General features: G+C 67.3%; 14 protein-coding genes. 7 read left to right on the top strand and 7 right to left on the bottom strand.

Features of this window, described 5'->3' with window-relative positions; translation table 11 throughout:
* Positions 1-263: 263 nt before the first annotated feature.
* Together NS4_RS20800 and NS4_RS20805 are read left to right on the top strand one after the other, a co-directional pair.
* Complete coding sequence (locus tag NS4_RS20800; protein ID WP_063061239.1) at positions 264-1,940, top strand: fumarate hydratase; 1,677 nt, start codon at positions 264-266, stop codon at positions 1,938-1,940.
* A 165-nt stretch (positions 1,941-2,105) separates the two neighbouring features.
* Positions 2,106-2,672: a 3'-5' exonuclease gene (locus NS4_RS20805; protein WP_063061189.1), complete on the top strand. Its 567-nt coding sequence runs from the start codon at positions 2,106-2,108 to the stop codon at positions 2,670-2,672.
* A 74-nt stretch (positions 2,673-2,746) separates the two neighbouring features.
* On the opposite strand, the gene rph is transcribed toward NS4_RS20805, so the two are convergent.
* From rph to NS4_RS20820, 3 genes are all read right to left on the bottom strand, one after another.
* Positions 2,747-5,365, bottom strand: a complete 2,619-nt coding sequence (gene rph / locus NS4_RS20810; RefSeq protein ID WP_063061190.1) for a rifamycin-inactivating phosphotransferase — start codon at positions 5,363-5,365, stop codon at positions 2,747-2,749.
* Positions 5,366-5,854: 489 nt separating this feature from the next.
* Positions 5,855-6,232, bottom strand: coding sequence for a DUF5313 family protein (locus NS4_RS20815; RefSeq protein WP_063061191.1), 378 nt, complete (start codon positions 6,230-6,232; stop codon positions 5,855-5,857).
* Positions 6,233-6,291: 59 nt separating this feature from the next.
* Positions 6,292-6,762, bottom strand: coding sequence for a MarR family winged helix-turn-helix transcriptional regulator (locus tag NS4_RS20820; RefSeq protein WP_063061192.1), 471 nt, complete (start codon positions 6,760-6,762; stop codon positions 6,292-6,294).
* Positions 6,763-6,982: 220 nt separating this feature from the next.
* On the opposite strand from NS4_RS20820, the gene NS4_RS20825 reads away from it, so the two are divergent.
* Complete coding sequence (locus tag NS4_RS20825; protein ID WP_063061193.1) at positions 6,983-7,450, top strand: nuclear transport factor 2 family protein; 468 nt, start codon at positions 6,983-6,985, stop codon at positions 7,448-7,450.
* Between the two features lie 40 nt (positions 7,451-7,490).
* Here the strand turns inward: NS4_RS20825 and NS4_RS20830 are convergent, their stop codons facing one another.
* On the bottom strand, positions 7,491-8,111 hold the full coding sequence (locus NS4_RS20830; RefSeq protein WP_063061194.1) for a TetR/AcrR family transcriptional regulator: 621 nt from the start codon (positions 8,109-8,111) through the stop codon (positions 7,491-7,493).
* A 98-nt stretch (positions 8,112-8,209) separates the two neighbouring features.
* Between NS4_RS20830 and NS4_RS20835 the strand changes: the two genes are divergently transcribed.
* From NS4_RS20835 to NS4_RS20845, 3 genes are all read left to right on the top strand, one after another.
* Positions 8,210-8,956: an SDR family NAD(P)-dependent oxidoreductase gene (locus NS4_RS20835; RefSeq protein ID WP_063061195.1), complete on the top strand. Its 747-nt coding sequence runs from the start codon at positions 8,210-8,212 to the stop codon at positions 8,954-8,956.
* A 119-nt stretch (positions 8,957-9,075) separates the two neighbouring features.
* Positions 9,076-9,708, top strand: a complete 633-nt coding sequence (locus tag NS4_RS33685) for a TetR/AcrR family transcriptional regulator (RefSeq protein ID WP_063061196.1) — start codon at positions 9,076-9,078, stop codon at positions 9,706-9,708.
* Positions 9,709-9,931: 223 nt separating this feature from the next.
* Entirely contained in the window at positions 9,932-10,816 is an 885-nt protein-coding gene (locus tag NS4_RS20845) for an SDR family oxidoreductase (protein WP_063061197.1), read from the top strand.
* A gap of 222 nt (positions 10,817-11,038) precedes the next feature.
* Here NS4_RS20845 and NS4_RS20850 read toward each other — a convergent pair whose 3' ends face one another.
* From NS4_RS20850 to NS4_RS20860, 3 genes are all read right to left on the bottom strand, one after another.
* Positions 11,039-12,016 (bottom strand): Rpn family recombination-promoting nuclease/putative transposase, encoded by a 978-nt coding sequence (locus tag NS4_RS20850; RefSeq protein WP_063061198.1) that lies wholly within the window; start codon positions 12,014-12,016, stop codon positions 11,039-11,041.
* 218 nt (positions 12,017-12,234) lie between these two features.
* On the bottom strand, positions 12,235-12,444 hold the full coding sequence (locus tag NS4_RS20855; RefSeq protein ID WP_063061199.1) for a DUF397 domain-containing protein: 210 nt from the start codon (positions 12,442-12,444) through the stop codon (positions 12,235-12,237).
* Positions 12,431-13,318 carry a helix-turn-helix domain-containing protein gene (locus NS4_RS20860; RefSeq protein ID WP_157106148.1) on the bottom strand — a complete coding sequence of 296 codons (888 nt, stop codon included), beginning with the start codon at positions 13,316-13,318 and terminating at the stop codon, positions 12,431-12,433. Before NS4_RS20860 ends, NS4_RS20855 begins: the two co-directional genes overlap by 14 nt.
* Before the next feature lie 498 nt (positions 13,319-13,816).
* On the opposite strand from NS4_RS20860, the gene NS4_RS20865 reads away from it, so the two are divergent.
* Complete coding sequence (locus NS4_RS20865) at positions 13,817-14,152, top strand: hypothetical protein (RefSeq protein WP_245665588.1); 336 nt, start codon at positions 13,817-13,819, stop codon at positions 14,150-14,152.
* The last annotated feature ends 83 nt before the right edge of the window (positions 14,153-14,235 follow it).

A 14,235-nucleotide genomic window follows, 5' to 3' on the forward strand; every position in this document is an offset into this window, starting at 1 on the left:
GGCCATTCGTCACCGGCACCCGGCGGATCCCCTCGTCGGAGTGGCGGACGGCCCGGTGCCGGCGTGTGCGGGTCGCGGACCGTGCGCCGGATTCGGACGGTCGCCCACCGGAGCGGCCGCCGGGTTACGATTTAGGATTGCCTAACTCGGGGTGGGGAGGCCGCCGGTCGCTAGGCTCGCTGTGCCAGATCCCCGGCGCAGTGGCCTTCACCGGCGGCTGCGTCGTGTTCGACCCGCAGCCCACCTCCAAAGGAGTGCGATCGGTGACCGCGCCCGAGTTCCGTTATTCAGACCTGCTTCCGATCGGCGCCGACGACACCCCGTACCGGCTGCTCACCACCGAGGGCGTCAGCACCTTCGAATCCGGCGGCCGGACCTTCCTGCAGGTCGACCCCGAGGTGCTGCGACTGCTGACCGCCGAGGCGATGCACGACATCAGCCATTACCTGCGGCCCGCTCATCTGGCCCAGCTACGCCGGATCATCGACGATCCCGAGGCCAGCGGCAACGATCGCTTCGTCGCGCTGGACCTGCTCAAGAACGTGAACATCTCCGCCGGCGGCATCCTGCCCATGTGCCAGGACACCGGTACCGCCATCGTGATGGGCAAGAAATCCGAAGGCGTGCTCACCGGTGTCGACGATGCCGAGTGGATCAGCCGCGGTGTGTTCGACGCCTACACGAAGCTGAACCTGCGGTACTCCCAGCTCGCGCCCCTCACCATGTGGGACGAGAAGAACACCGGCTCCAATCTGCCCGCGCAGGTCGAGCTGTACTCCACACCCGGTGATCCCGCGCAGCCGTCCTACAAGTTCCTGTACATGGCCAAGGGTGGTGGTTCGGCCAACAAGTCGTTCCTGTACCAGGAGACCAAGGCCATCCTGAACCCCACCCGGATGCTGGAATTCCTCGACGAGAAGATCCGCTCGCTGGGTACCGCGGCCTGCCCGCCCTACCACCTCGCCGTGGTGATCGGCGGTACCAGTGCCGAGTTCGCGCTCAAGACCGCCAAATACGCGTCCGCGCACTACCTGGACAACCTGCCCACCGAGGGTTCGATGACCGGGCACGCCTTCCGCGATCTCGAACTCGAGCAGGAAGTCTTCAAGCTGACCCAGTCCTTCGGGATCGGCGCCCAGTTCGGCGGCAAGTACTTCTGCCACGACGTCCGCGTGGTGCGCCTGCCCCGGCACGGCGCGAGTTGCCCGGTGGCGCTTGCGGTGTCCTGCTCCGCGGACCGCCAGGCGCTGGCCAAGATCACCCCCGAGGGCGTGTTCCTGGAGCAGCTCGAACGCGAACCCGCGCAGTATCTACCCGAGCAGACCGACGAGATCCTCGGCGGCGATGTGGTGCGGGTCGATCTGAACCGGCCGATGGACGAGATCCGCGCGGAACTGTCGAAATACCCGGTGAAGACCCGGCTCTCGCTGTCGGGTCCGCTGGTGGTGGCCCGCGACATCGCGCACGCCAAGATCAAGGAGCGGCTGGACGCGGGCGAGGAGATGCCGCGGTACCTGCGCGATATGGCCGTGTACTACGCCGGACCGGCCAAAACCCCCGACGGTTACGCCTCGGGTTCCTTCGGCCCGACCACCGCGGGCCGGATGGACTCCTACGTCGACCAGTTCCAGGCGGCCGGTGGGTCGTTCGTGATGCTGGCCAAGGGCAACCGGTCTGCGCAGGTCACCAAGGCGTGTAAGGAACACGGCGGCTTCTACCTCGGCTCCATCGGCGGCCCCGCCGCCCGGCTCGCCCTGGACTGCATCAAATCGGTGGAGGTCCTGGAATACCCCGAACTGGGTATGGAAGCGGTCTGGAAGATCGAGGTGGAGGATTTCCCGGCGTTCATCGTGGTGGACGACAAGGGCAATGATTTCTTCGCCGAAACCCAGAAGCCGATCGCGCTGCGGGTGCGGACCAGGTCCAAAGAACGCGTCTGAGCCCGCGGGCACCGATTTCGCGGGAATCCGTGCCGAGCACCGACCCCGCACCTCCCCAGCGGCGTGGTGACGGAAAGTGGTGGCCCCGGACCCGGCCGCAGAGCGACGCCGCGAAAACCGATCGACAGCCCGAGTGCCCGCTCATACGCTCGGCCGGCGAACGAAATGTCCCATCTCCTGAACGTGGTGGATGTCGAGGCCACCTGCTGGGAGGGGCGGCCCCCGGCCGGTGCGGTGAGCGAGATCATCGAGATCGGCCTGACCGTGGTCGATCTCGACCGAGTCGAACGCACCGCGAGACACCGGATACTGGTGCGGCCCGCGTCGTCGCGGGTCGGTGAGTTCTGTACCGAGCTCGCCGGCCTCACCCAGGAGGAAGTCGATACCGGGCTGCCCTTCGCCGAAGCCTGCCGCCTGCTCGTCACCGAACATCATGCCCGGACGCGACCGTGGGCGAGCTGGGGCGACTACGACCGGCAGCAGTTCGCCCGGCAGTGTGCCGCGACCGGCGTGGAGTATCCGTTCGGCGCCGAACACGCCAACGCCAAGGCGCTCTTCGCGACGGCCTACGGCCTGAAACGCCGGCAGGGGATGGCGGGTGCATTGCACCTCGCGGGCTTGCCCCTGGAGGGACGTCACCACCGGGGCGAGGACGATGCCTGGAATATCGCTGCGCTCGTCCTCGACCTCGTGGGCCGCGGTGGCCTGCGCACCACATCGACGACCGAGTAATTCGTGTCCCGAGAACGGCTTCGACATGTGCGGGCTATGGCATGCCGAGTTCGAGGCCGGGGCTGCCTCGAATCTCACTCCTCCGGCCGGGACACGATTTCGATGTACCCGTCCGTCCCGTTCACCCGGATCCGCTGCCCGTCCCGGATCAGCCGGGTGGCATCCTCCACACCTACCACGGCGGGCAGGCCGTACTCGCGGGCGATCACCGCACCGTGGGTCATCAGTCCGCCCACCTCCGTCACCAGGCCCGTGATCGCGACGAACAGGGGAGTCCAGCTCGGATCGGTATAGGCGGTGACCAGGATATCGCCCGGTTCCAGATCGGCCTGGGCCATATCCTGGACGACGCGGGCGCGTCCTTCGACGGTCCCGGTGGAGACCGGCATACCGGGTAGCGCACCGTCCGGTAGATCCGCGCGCCGGTACGCACCGGTGACGGTCTCGCCGTCGGAGGTGAGTACGCGGGGCGGCGTAAGGGCGCCGTACGAGCGGAAGGCGTCCCTGCGTTCGTGGACGAGTTCCGCGCTCGCCCGGTGCGTGCGCACGACCTCGCGGAGCTCTTCGAATGTCAGGAAGAAGATATCGTCGGGCTCGCGCAGCACCCGGGCCCGTACGAGACGCTCGGCCTCACGTGACAGGGCTTGTTTGTAGACCCAGTAACGGCTGACCATGCCGTATTTCGGATACTCCCGGTATCCGGAGAAGACGCGGACCCGGTCGATCATCCGCGCGGTCTCCGCGGCCTTCCGGTCCCCGTCCGGTAGCGCGCGCAGCCGTTCCAGTAGTTCCTCCGCTCTCCGTTCGGCCTGGAACCGGCCGTCCTCGAAGCGTCGTGTGCCGGCGCCCGGTGCGAAACTCCTGATGTTGTTGACGATCGTCGGTACGAGTGCGGCGGGATGTTCGCTCCAGCGCGGCCGCGTGATATCGATTTCGCCGGCACACCGCATTCCGTACCGGTCGAGGTAGGCGTCGATGGCCGCGCGTGCCGTATCACCGCCCGGCAGCCGGGCCAGCTCGTCCAGGAAACCGCGCCCTTGGGCACCCGTGTCCTCGATATGGCGCAGGAAGGCCACCACCTCCGGGTGCGGCCGGATCACATCGGCGACATCGAGCAGCGCCAGGCCCATTTCCGCGGTGACATTGTGCGGAACCGATTGCGTGAGAGTGTCGGCCGCGTTCTTCTCGCCCAGCCATTCCTGCAGCCGATCGTTGAGCCACCAGGTGGCCTCCATCCCCGCCTTGATCACCTGCTGACTGCGCGGATGGAACAGCACCCGGCGCAGCTCCTGGATATCGGCCAGAACGAAGTCGACCAGCTCCGGCCCGGATTTGCTCCCAATAGCGCGTTTCAGCGTTTCCAGGGATGCCTCGCTGTCCGCGATCAGCTCGGCGACCACGGCCGGATCGGCCTCGATCAGGTCGGGGCCGGCGCCGGACAGCGGACCGCCGGGTCCTTCGTCCGGCCCCGGCCGGAGGAAGTCGTCCCGTTCGAGGACGGTCCGCAGCGCGTCCCCGGTCAGCGGATCGGATCTGCTGAAACCCTCGACCATGGCCGCGCGGGTCGCCGGCGTCGCCAGCCCCCGGGTGGCATCGACGAACAACCGGCCGCCCGCGTGCCGCATGGGCGCCGGGCTCGTCAGCTGCCATACGGAGATCCCCAGCGGTTTCATGGGGTCGGTCATCATCTGCTGATGGCCGACGGAGATGTATATGTGGTTCTCGTCGTCGTCGGCCTCGGGAATCGGGAACAGTGCGGTGAGCGGCCGGCTCTGTACGATGCGGAACTCGCCGTCCACCAGGCACCATTCGATGTCCTGCGGTCTGTCGAAATGCGCCTCGATGCGCCGGCCCAGTCGTTCGAGGCGCACGATCTGCGCCTCGGTGAGCACCGGCAGATTCTGCCGTTCGGGCTCGATCTCCTCGACGCGCGTGCCGCCCTCCGGTGCGGCCTGGACGGCGACCCGTTTCGTGGCCACCGTCTCGGAGACGACTTCGCCGCCGCGCACCGTGTAGACATCCGGGTTCACCAGACCGGAAACCAGGGCTTCGCCGAGGCCGAAGCCGGCATCCACGGAAACAACCTTCCGGTTGGACGTGACGGGGTCCGCGGTGACCAGGATGCCGGCCGCCTGCGGGAACACCATCCGCTGCACGACCACCCCCATCCGCACCTTCCGCTGGTCGAAGCCGTTGCGCAGGCGGTAGGTGACGGCTCGCTCGGTGAACAGCGATCCCCAGCACCGGCTGACGTGCCGCAGTATCGCCTCCGGTCCCACGACGTTCAGGAAGGTGTCCTGCTGCCCAGCGAACGACGCGGTCGGCAGATCCTCGGCCGTCGCGCTGGATCGGACGGCACAGGGCTGGTGCGGCCCGAGCCGGGCGAGTGCGCCGGTGATCGCCGCCGCCACCTCGCTGGGTACAGCGCATTCTTCGATTTCCGCGCGGATCTCCGCGCTCAGTACCCGGATCGACTCCCGGTCGTCCGGCTCGAGCTGCGACAACCGATCGATCCGGTCGTCGATCGCCGGCACTTCGGCAACGACCCGCTGGAAGGCGGCCGTCGTCACGCAGAAGCCCTCCGGTACCGCGATGCCTTCGATCCGCGACAACTCGCCGAGGTTCGCGCCCTTGCCGCCGACGGTCGCGAGCTGCGTCCGGTCGATCTCCTCGAAGCCCAGCACATAACTCATCCGCCGCTCCTCACCTGGTGGTTTCCGCATCAGTGGGCGATTATGGACCACAATTCGGCGTCTCATGAGGGCCGCGGATCGTGTATAACGTAGAAGGGGGATGGGGGAAGCGGCGCGACGCGCCGGGCAGGTCTGCGCCGGTCGGCCGCGATCTATCCGAATTCCTGGAGCAGCTGTTGTGGTCAACGGCCCGTCAACTCTTCCGCCACCGCGGTCACGGCGCCCAGGCCGGCGGCGACAAGCGGATGTGCGCGTCCCCCGCGTCGTGTGGCGGCGGTGATCGCGCGGGTCGGTCGCGTCGTCCCTACCCGTCGTCGCGGCGCTGGCCGGTCTACTCGTGCTCGGCGAATCGCTCTCGGTCCCTCGGTGGTTCGCGATCGCGTGCATCTGTGCGGCTACAGGGGTTGCGGTCGGCTCCACGGACCCGGCCGGGAACACAGGTACCGACGCGTCGGCTCCGGGTGCCCGCAGCGCCGCGCTGGACGGGAGTCAGCCGCGGTGGTAGCGCATTTCGTAGCTCGCCCGCTCCTCGGCGGCGCGGCGGTGCCGGTTCGGGTCGGCCAGTACGGGATCGAGGCCGTGCTTGACCAGGATGTGCCGCCGGTGCACATACACCAGGGCGACCGCGAAGAAGGCCAGCGGAAGGAACACCAGCACGGCCATCGAGAATCCCATCCACCACGGTCCCGGCACCAGCGCGAACAGGCACAAGAACGGGATCGGGGGTAGCAGGAAGCGCTGGAGATATCGCCGCGTGGCGCCCGGGCCGGTCTGGTCACGCAGCACCCACTGCCGCATCGAGGGCGGCAAGGTCTCGCCGAAGAGATAGCGGATGCGCTGTGCCGGTGCGGGGGTCTGGTCTGTCACGGGGCCCTCCTGTCGACGGTCCGGAAGCCGCGGTTCGCCGCGGCGGTTCGTGGGGGCGTTCATGATTCGTTGTCCGGGTACGCGAGTGCCGCCCGGCGGGCCGCCTCGTTGACGCGGCCGAGTACTTCCCGCAACTCCTCGAGATCGTCGAGTTCCACGCCGAGCCGGTCGACGACGGCGAGCGGAATCCGTTCGGCCTCGCGGCGTAGCGCGCGCCCCGCGTCGGTGAGGTCGACGACCAGGGTGCGCTCATCGCGCGGATCGCGCCGCCGGGTCACCAGGCCGGCGCCTTCGAGGCGTTTGAGCAGTGGGGACAGCGTGGGGGAGTCGAGCTGGATCGCCTCGGCGATGGCCTTCACCGACATCGGCGCCTCGCCCCAGAGCGCCAACATGACGAGGTACTGCGGGTGGGTCAATCCCAGCGGTTCCAGCAGTGGCCTGTACACGGCGAGCACGGAGCGGTTCGCCACGGCCAGCGCGAAACACACCTGCCGCTCCAGGCGCAGTGGATCGTCGATTTCCGTGGTCAACGCGCCTCCATTCGATCGGACACCCCTGTGGGCTCGAATGTAGTCCGTTAATAGTTAATGCGCCAACTATTAGCGTGTAATGCGAATCATGGTTCCGGCCGGGCGCGGAGTGCACCACGGTACTGGAGTTTCGCGACATGCTGTCGTAATCTTTACGACAGTATGTTGTATAAACCCTGTGGCGGTGCCGGCGGCGTCGTGTATGGAGAGGGCTTTTCCCATGAACGCGCTCAGTGATCGCGCCGAGCTCATCGAACTCCTGAGCCGGTATGCCGATATTGCGGACCTGAAAGAGTTCACCGAGTTGCCGCGCCGCGTGTTCACCGACCCGGTCACGGTCGACTTCGAGTCCGTGTCCGGCATTCCACCGACGATCGTGCCGCTCGGTGACTACCTCGAGATCCTCCGCGCCTCTTTCGCGTCTTTCGTGGCGACCCACCATGCGATCACCGGCCATGTCGTCGAGATCGACGGCGACCGCGCGACGATCCACGCGCACGTTCGTGCCGAACACTGGCTCCCGAGCGAGATCGCGAACGGTGGGCCCGACCGGTGGCTGGTGGTCGGCTGCTACGACAACGCGGCGGTCCGCACGGCGGACGGCTGGCGCCTCACCCGGGTGAAGCTCACCGCGGCCCACCAGGAGAACGCGCATCTGGCTGCCGTGGCCACCGGACAGGGGCGGTAGGGCGTGTCGCCCGAAGCGCGGAGCCGGGTGACGATCGCCTTCAGTGCGGCCCGGCCGCGGATGGGTCGCCGGAGTGGTCCGGCAGGAGGCGGGCCGCGAGTGATCGTGCCGTGGCGGTGAGTGTGGCCGTGTCCAATCCGGTCCTGCTCATGAACACGATCCCTTGTTGCGCGGCCAGGAGGGCCCGCGCCAGTGCGATCGGATCCGCTCCGGCCGGCAGGTCGCCCTCGCGTTGGGCGCGGGCGACACAGTCGCCGATCAGCGCGGTGGACGTCTCGTAGGTGCGGTGGGCGTGGGCGAGGACTTCCGGATCGGCGTTGCCGAGTTCGCAGGTGCTGTTGGCCATCAGGCAGCCACGCTGTGTACCGGCGCCGGTCGGGTTGTCGATCGGTGCCTCGAGGAGCATGCGTAGTGCGTCCACGGCCCGTGGAGCCTCGGCAAGGGCTTTCCGGAGATGGCCATGGTTGTCGTCGGTGTAGCTGTGCAGCGCCCGGAGGAAGAGCTGACGCTTGTCGCCGAACGCTGCATAGAGGCTGCCCTTGCCCAGGCCGCTGACCCGCATCAGGTCTTCCAGTGAGGTCGCGGCGTAACCGGCGTCCCAGAACTGCTCCCGGACGGCGTCCAGTACCTGCTTCTCGTCGAACGCGCGCGGACGTGCCATGCGAACCAGAATACGGATTCTTGACTGCATGGTCCAAAAATGCAATTGTGGACCGCGTAGTCAATAACTTAGTCGCACCCCAGGGAAGTGGGAAGCACATGGGAAAGCTGGACAACAAGGTGGCGATCGTGACCGGCGGATCGCGGGGAGTGGGGGCGGCGTCGGCGCTGGCGCTGGCCGACGAAGGAGCCGACGTCGCGATCAGCTACTCGTCCTCGGCGGATCAGGCCGAGGCCGTGGTCGCCGACCTGGAGGCAAAAGGGGTCCGCGCCGCGGCCTTCCAGGCCGACCAATCGGACGCGGCGCAGGCGGCGGGCCTGATCCGCAGTGTGGTCCAGCAGTTCGGGAAGCTGGACATTCTGGTCAACAACGCGGGCGTCACCGTCGCCGGCCCGATCGACAGCGAGCTCGTCGACGAGTCCGCCTTGGACCGCCAGCTCGCCATCAACTACACCAGTGTGGTGGCCGCGATCCGGGCGGCGTTCCCGCTGATGCCCGATGGCGGGCGGATCGTGAGTATCAGCTCGGGTGTGGGAACGCGGGTGGGTTTTACCGGGATGACCGACTACGCGGGTACCAAATCGGCCCTCGAGGGCTACAGCCGCGGCGCGGCCCGCGATCTGGCCCACCGGGGCATCACGGTCAACGTCATCCAGCCCGGGTTCATCGACACCGAGATGAACCCCGCCGACGGCCCGGCCGCATCCGTATTCCTTCCGACAACGGCGATGGGGCGGTACGGCAGGCCGGAGGAGATCGCCGCAGGCGTTGTCTTCCTCGCCAGTCCGGAGGCCTCTTACGTCACCGGCGCAGTGCTGAGGATCGACGGCGGATACGGCGCATAGCGCGACCGCGCAGCCGACGGCGGGTGGACACGGTCCATTACAGCCACATACTTCCCGGGAAGCGGCGTGTGATCGGGTGCACGGCTCGGCGGTTCGACGGGGTGGGGAAGGATGATCGGATGCCGCGGATTCGGGGAAGCAGTATCGAGGAGCACCACGAGATGGTGTGGGCCGACCTCGCCGAGGCGCTGCGGCAGCTCCTGCTCGAATACGAATACGACGCGATCAAAATGGGCCATATCGCGGCCCGGGCCGGGCTCGCCCGCAACACGCTGTACAACTACGCGAGCGATAAGAGCACGCTGGTCCTGGCGCTGACCCGGCGTGCGAGCCGGCCCATGCTGGACCGGGTGACCGCGATCGCCGCGCGGTCCGGCGATCCGGCCGTGCAGCGGCTGGGAGAGATCATCGAGGCGGTCCTGGAGGCGTCCACGGACCAGGCCATGCAGTTGATGTTCCGGCCGGGTTCGGGCCCGTTGGTCGACGAGGTACCCAAGGGCCCGGACGGCCCGTTCCACGCGATCATCGTGGAGGTGGAGAACGTCGTCCGAGACGGCGTGGCCAGCGGTGAGTTCCGCGATATCGGCGAGGTGTCCCTCGTGGTGGAGCTGCTGACCGGTGTCATGCGCGCCGGCGCCGAACGACTGGGACGGGACCCGGCCGGCTACCCGGCCACGGTCCGCGCGGCCCGGGAGATCATCCTGGCGTCACTGACCCGCCACCCGGAACAGGGGCCGACCACCGGCGGTTAGCGGGTGCCGCTGCGGGCCCGGCGCGATCCGGGAAACATCTCACGAAGCGCCTGGGACCGGCCCGCGCGGGATGTCGGCACCATATCCCGCGGCGGGGCGTCCGGTCACGATTCGGCGCCGGGGCGCGCAGACCCCGGCGTCGGGATAACAGCACGCTCACAGGCGCTGGAATCGGCGGTGGAACCCTTCCGGAACCGGACCGGCCGGTCTAACCTTCAACGTCATGACCGCCTTCACCGGAAAGGTCGTACTCATCACCGGCGGCGCCCGCGGTATCGGCGCGGAGCTCGCCCGGCGGCTGCGGGCGCGCGGCGCGCGGCTGGTGCTCACCGATATCGATGCGCCCCCGCTGCGGGAGCTCGCCGTGGAACTGGGCGGCGACGAGTACGTCGTGGCGGTCACCGCCGATGTGTGCGATCTCGCGGCGATGGAGGACGCCGTCGCACAGGGAGTCGAAAGGTTCGGCGGAATCGATATCGTCGTGGCCAATGCCGGTATCGGCAGCTACGGATCGGTTCTGGCGGTGGACCCGGCCGCCTTCCGCCGGGTGATCGACGTGAACCTCGTCGGATGCTTCAATAGCGTGCGCGCCGCCCTGCCCGCGGTCATCGAACGTCGCGGCTACGTGCTGTTCGTATCCTCCGTCGCCGCCTATGTGGCGATGCCGGGGCTGGCGGGTTACTCCGCGACGAAGGCCGGAGTCGAACAGTTCGCCAACGCGGTGCGCGCGGAGGTCGGCTACCGTGGCGTCGCGGTCGGGTCGGCGCATATGTTGTGGATCGACACCGCGCTGGTGCGGGAAACGTTCATCGATCTGCCGGCGGCCGCGCGGGCACTCGCCTCGTTACCGGCCCTGTTCCAGAAAACCGTCACGGTGCGGGAGTGCGCCGCCGCCTTCGAACGGGGCATCGAGCGGCGTGCCGAGCGGATCAATGTGCCCGGCTGGGCGGGCGCGCTGCGCTGGCTGAAACCGGTGCTGCAGACCCCACTGGTCGAGCGATTCGTCGGCACCGCCACCCGGACCTGGCTGCCCGAGATGGACGCGGAGGTGAGCGAGCTCGGTCGTTCGCTGAGCGCCCGCACCCAGGCGCTCAGCGTGGACAAATAGGGCAGACGGCGACGTCGGTCTGTCATGCCGAGCGTGTGGCGTCGTGGCGTCACCCCGGCAGCCGGACGCCGTCGCGGAAGATCCTCCGGTAGGTCCGTCGTAGCCGCGGGGCGGGGCCTGGACAACACCTTTCGAGCTTTCCTCGGAACTACCGGCGTGCTGTACCTCGCCGGTCTCCGGACGCGTGGCCGGATCGAAGAAGAAGAACATTCCGTGGGGTTGTCAGGCGAAGACCTGGTCGAGCGTGGTGGCGGTGAGAAGGCGATGAAGCCAGGTGTCGACCCTGTCGGGAGCGGCAGTGCGGATCGTGCGGATCGTTGTATCGGGCACCGAGCCGAACTTGACGGTGAGAAGCTCGATCAAGGTTGCGGCGCGGCCTTCGGCGCGCTCCTGGGCGCGGCCTTCGGCGCGGAGCCGTTCGGCTGTGGTCACTATTGCCTCCTTGGCTCGGGGACCGAGTTGCTCGATCAACGGGTCCAGATCTTCTTCGGTGGTTTCGCCGACTATGAGTATGTAGGTCATGACGGCCTGGAGGTCGCTTATCGGGTGCGGTCCTGCCGACAGAGCTCGCAGGTCGTCGACCAGCTCCAGCATATCGGAGCCGAGGTCTGTGTTACGGGATGCGATCTTGTGCAGCGCCAGCATGACGCGGGTGGCCGGCGTGAGGTCACGGGCACGTAGGGCGGCCAGGTCGATGGCGGCGACATCGTCGAGGAGGAACCTCAGCCGTGGTAGATGTGGCCGGAGGATTTCTCGGGTCGCGGGGTCGACATCGATAAGGTCCGATATCTCGGTGGGTGCGTTCCAGGGATGGCCGGTGCTGTTGCTGTGTACGACCAAGGGGATGACAGCCGGCAGGGTGCGGGCGTGCGGGTGGTGGTCGCGGTGCTGGTTCCAGATATTGACCAGGTATTCGAGGATGCGTAGTGGCATGAACCGGTCGACGCTGCTCTGATGTTCGATGAGCAGATAGATGTACGCCGCGTGGCCGTCGAGGTGGGTGCGGTAGAGCAGATCGCTGTAGCGGGAGCGTAGTTCGGTGGAGACGAAGCTGCCCGGTTGTAGTTGTAGTCGGCTCCAGTCGATCCGCCGAGTGAGGGTATCCGGAAGCGCGGCGCGAAGTTCCGAGGCGGCGTCGGCGGGGCGGGCCAGGACGTGCCGGAAATACGCGTCGTGCGGGTTCGACGGTTGGGCGGGCATGGCTGCGAAACTACTCGCAGTCTCTGACTCGCCCACTGGCCCAGTATGTTCCGCGTACCCAGGAGACGATCCCGTATGCCTCGGCTGGTTGAGGAAGCCGAGGTGCACGGGTGGGTCGGCCGGAAGCGGAAACGACTCGGTCGCCGTCACGGCCTCGTCTCGAGGCAGTTGCGGCGACCGAGTGTCCGGCCTCGGGCCGGTGTTTCATTGATCGAGGGCTACGGCCGGTCGAACTCCCCGGCCTTCGCGCCCGCGAGGAAGGCGTCCCATTCACCAGGTGTGAAGACCAGAGCGGGGCCGGTCGGATTCTTGGAGTCGCGCACGCCGACGACACCTCCGCTCAGGTGCGCGGCTTCGACGCACTCTTTATTGCTCGCGCTGCGGCTGCTCTTGAACCACCGTGCTCCCGATAGGTCAGCGCTGTTCATCGTGTTCCTCCGCGATCTTCAGAACCAGGTCCCTGGTTTCGTGCTCGCCCAGCGCCGATTGTTTGATGCGAGAAGCGGCATCCCGATATCGGGCTATCTCTTCCGGACGCTCCAGGTATTGGTCGCTGGTGTAGCCCTGAACGTACACAACCGGCGGTTCCGACGTCCACGCGTTGCGCTGCTCCGGGAACTCCAGTAGCACGAAGAGTCCCACTTCCAAGCCGACGTGGGTGGTGCTGAACGGTACGGCCCGGAGCGATACGTTCGGCAGGCGACTGACCTCCGCGAGGTAACGCAACTGCTCGGCCATGACGGCTCCACCGCCGATCCGTTGGCGCAGTGCCGCCTCGCTCACCAGGATCTCCAGCTGTAGATCGGGATCGTCGCGTAGACGTGATTGTCTCCGCGCGGCGATCTCGATTCGCTGCTCGACCTCGATGGTGGACATCCCCGGATTGCCCGACCATGCCATCGCTCGCCGGTAGGGTTGTGTCTGCACCAGGCCGGGTAGCAATGTCGATGCGTAACTGACAAACCGGCTGGCCGCGATCTCGAGTCCCAAATACAAATCGAAATCCTTTGGTACAGCCTCGCGGTAGGCATGCCACCACGACTTGTACGACAGCCCGCCCAGGAGTTCGAGGAGTACGTCCGTAACTTCATCGGGCGCCTTGTAGATTCGGCACAGCTCTCGCACCTGCAAGGCCGAGATTCGCGTGGACTGTCCGGTCTCCAGGCGCCACAGCGTCTGATGACCCACTCCGATGGCCTGTCTGGCCGTTTGGACGCTGACCCCCGAAGTCTCGCGCAGGTGTCGTAGCTGCCTTCCCAGCATCCGTCGCGCGAAAGTGCTGTCGGTCTCCCTGTCTGCCATCCCACTCCCCACTTCGCGGGCCTCCACATCCCGCACTGGAAGGCAGTGTGCCGCGAATCGGAATGCCCGGAGGGCAAAAACTGGAATATTGCAGATTTTCTCAGGATTTGAGACATCGGAAGCTTCCAACCTGCTGGAGCTCTTGTCTACTGAGGACGCACTCGGTGCAGGCCACCCCTCAGAAGCACTGGGGGACACCAGGTCAACGCCAGGAGCGCCGCGAACTGGTGGTCCATCGTTCACAGTTTGGTCGCTGATGCCCTGTTGGACCCTGCGTCGGGTGCTCTCCAAGACTAGCCAGGAGCAGTGGATCACCCATGTATGCCACAGGATTACGGTGCGGTCGGCCGGGCGAAGCGCGCTCGGGCCGGTTACCTGCGCGCACACCCGGGGTCACGCGGATTCCGAACGGGCCCGCGGCGGTGCTGCCGCCGATCGAGAAGTTGGAGTTCATCGCCTGCGCGATACGGCGCTGGTGCGCGGACGCGGGAGGCCCACGTGGTCAGTGCTGAGAGTCCGGCCGCGATCGGACTGGTCAGGCGTGATGTTCCCGCGCCCGCGGTGGACCTGCACGAGCTGGCGCGGCGGCACGGATATCGGCTCGTTTACACCGTGTACACCGACGCGCGTCCGCTGGTGACCGTGCTGGCGCTGGCCCGGCACGCGAGCGAGTTCGGTGCGGGGGCAGTGGTCGTACCCGGTTTCGAACACGCCGAATCGGTGCGGCAGTTGCTCACCGAGCACGCGGCATTGATCACCCCGATACGGCTCTATCCGCGCGGTCACCGCTGGGGTGGTGCCGAGGGTCCGCGGGGGCGGCCGGTGGATGGCTGACCTGACGCTGATGCAGCTGACGCTGGGTCTGCTGGGGCTCACGGTCGCGCTCTGGTGGCCCTGAGCTCGAGCATCGGAGTGCC

It is taken from the genome of Nocardia sienata NBRC 100364, from assembly GCF_001613205.1.
Taxonomy (GTDB): domain Bacteria; phylum Actinomycetota; class Actinomycetes; order Mycobacteriales; family Mycobacteriaceae; genus Nocardia; species Nocardia sienata.

Coding starts and splice junctions, on each gene's coding strand:
- NS4_RS20805 (WP_063061189.1), top strand. CDS start 2,106: ATGTCCCATCTCCTGAACGTGGTGGATGTCGAGGCCACCTGCTGGGAG.
- rph (WP_063061190.1), bottom strand. CDS start 5,365: ATGAGTTATGTGCTGGGCTTCGAGGAGATCGACCGGACGCAGCTCGCG.
- NS4_RS20825 (WP_063061193.1), top strand. CDS start 6,983: ATGAACGCGCTCAGTGATCGCGCCGAGCTCATCGAACTCCTGAGCCGG.
- NS4_RS20830 (WP_063061194.1), bottom strand. CDS start 8,111: ATGGCACGTCCGCGCGCGTTCGACGAGAAGCAGGTACTGGACGCCGTC.
- NS4_RS20835 (WP_063061195.1), top strand. CDS start 8,210: ATGGGAAAGCTGGACAACAAGGTGGCGATCGTGACCGGCGGATCGCGG.
- NS4_RS33685 (WP_063061196.1), top strand. CDS start 9,076: ATGCCGCGGATTCGGGGAAGCAGTATCGAGGAGCACCACGAGATGGTG.
- NS4_RS20845 (WP_063061197.1), top strand. CDS start 9,932: ATGACCGCCTTCACCGGAAAGGTCGTACTCATCACCGGCGGCGCCCGC.
- NS4_RS20850 (WP_063061198.1), bottom strand. CDS start 12,016: ATGCCCGCCCAACCGTCGAACCCGCACGACGCGTATTTCCGGCACGTC.
- NS4_RS20855 (WP_063061199.1), bottom strand. CDS start 12,444: ATGAACAGCGCTGACCTATCGGGAGCACGGTGGTTCAAGAGCAGCCGC.
- NS4_RS20860 (WP_157106148.1), bottom strand. CDS start 13,318: ATGGCAGACAGGGAGACCGACAGCACTTTCGCGCGACGGATGCTGGGA.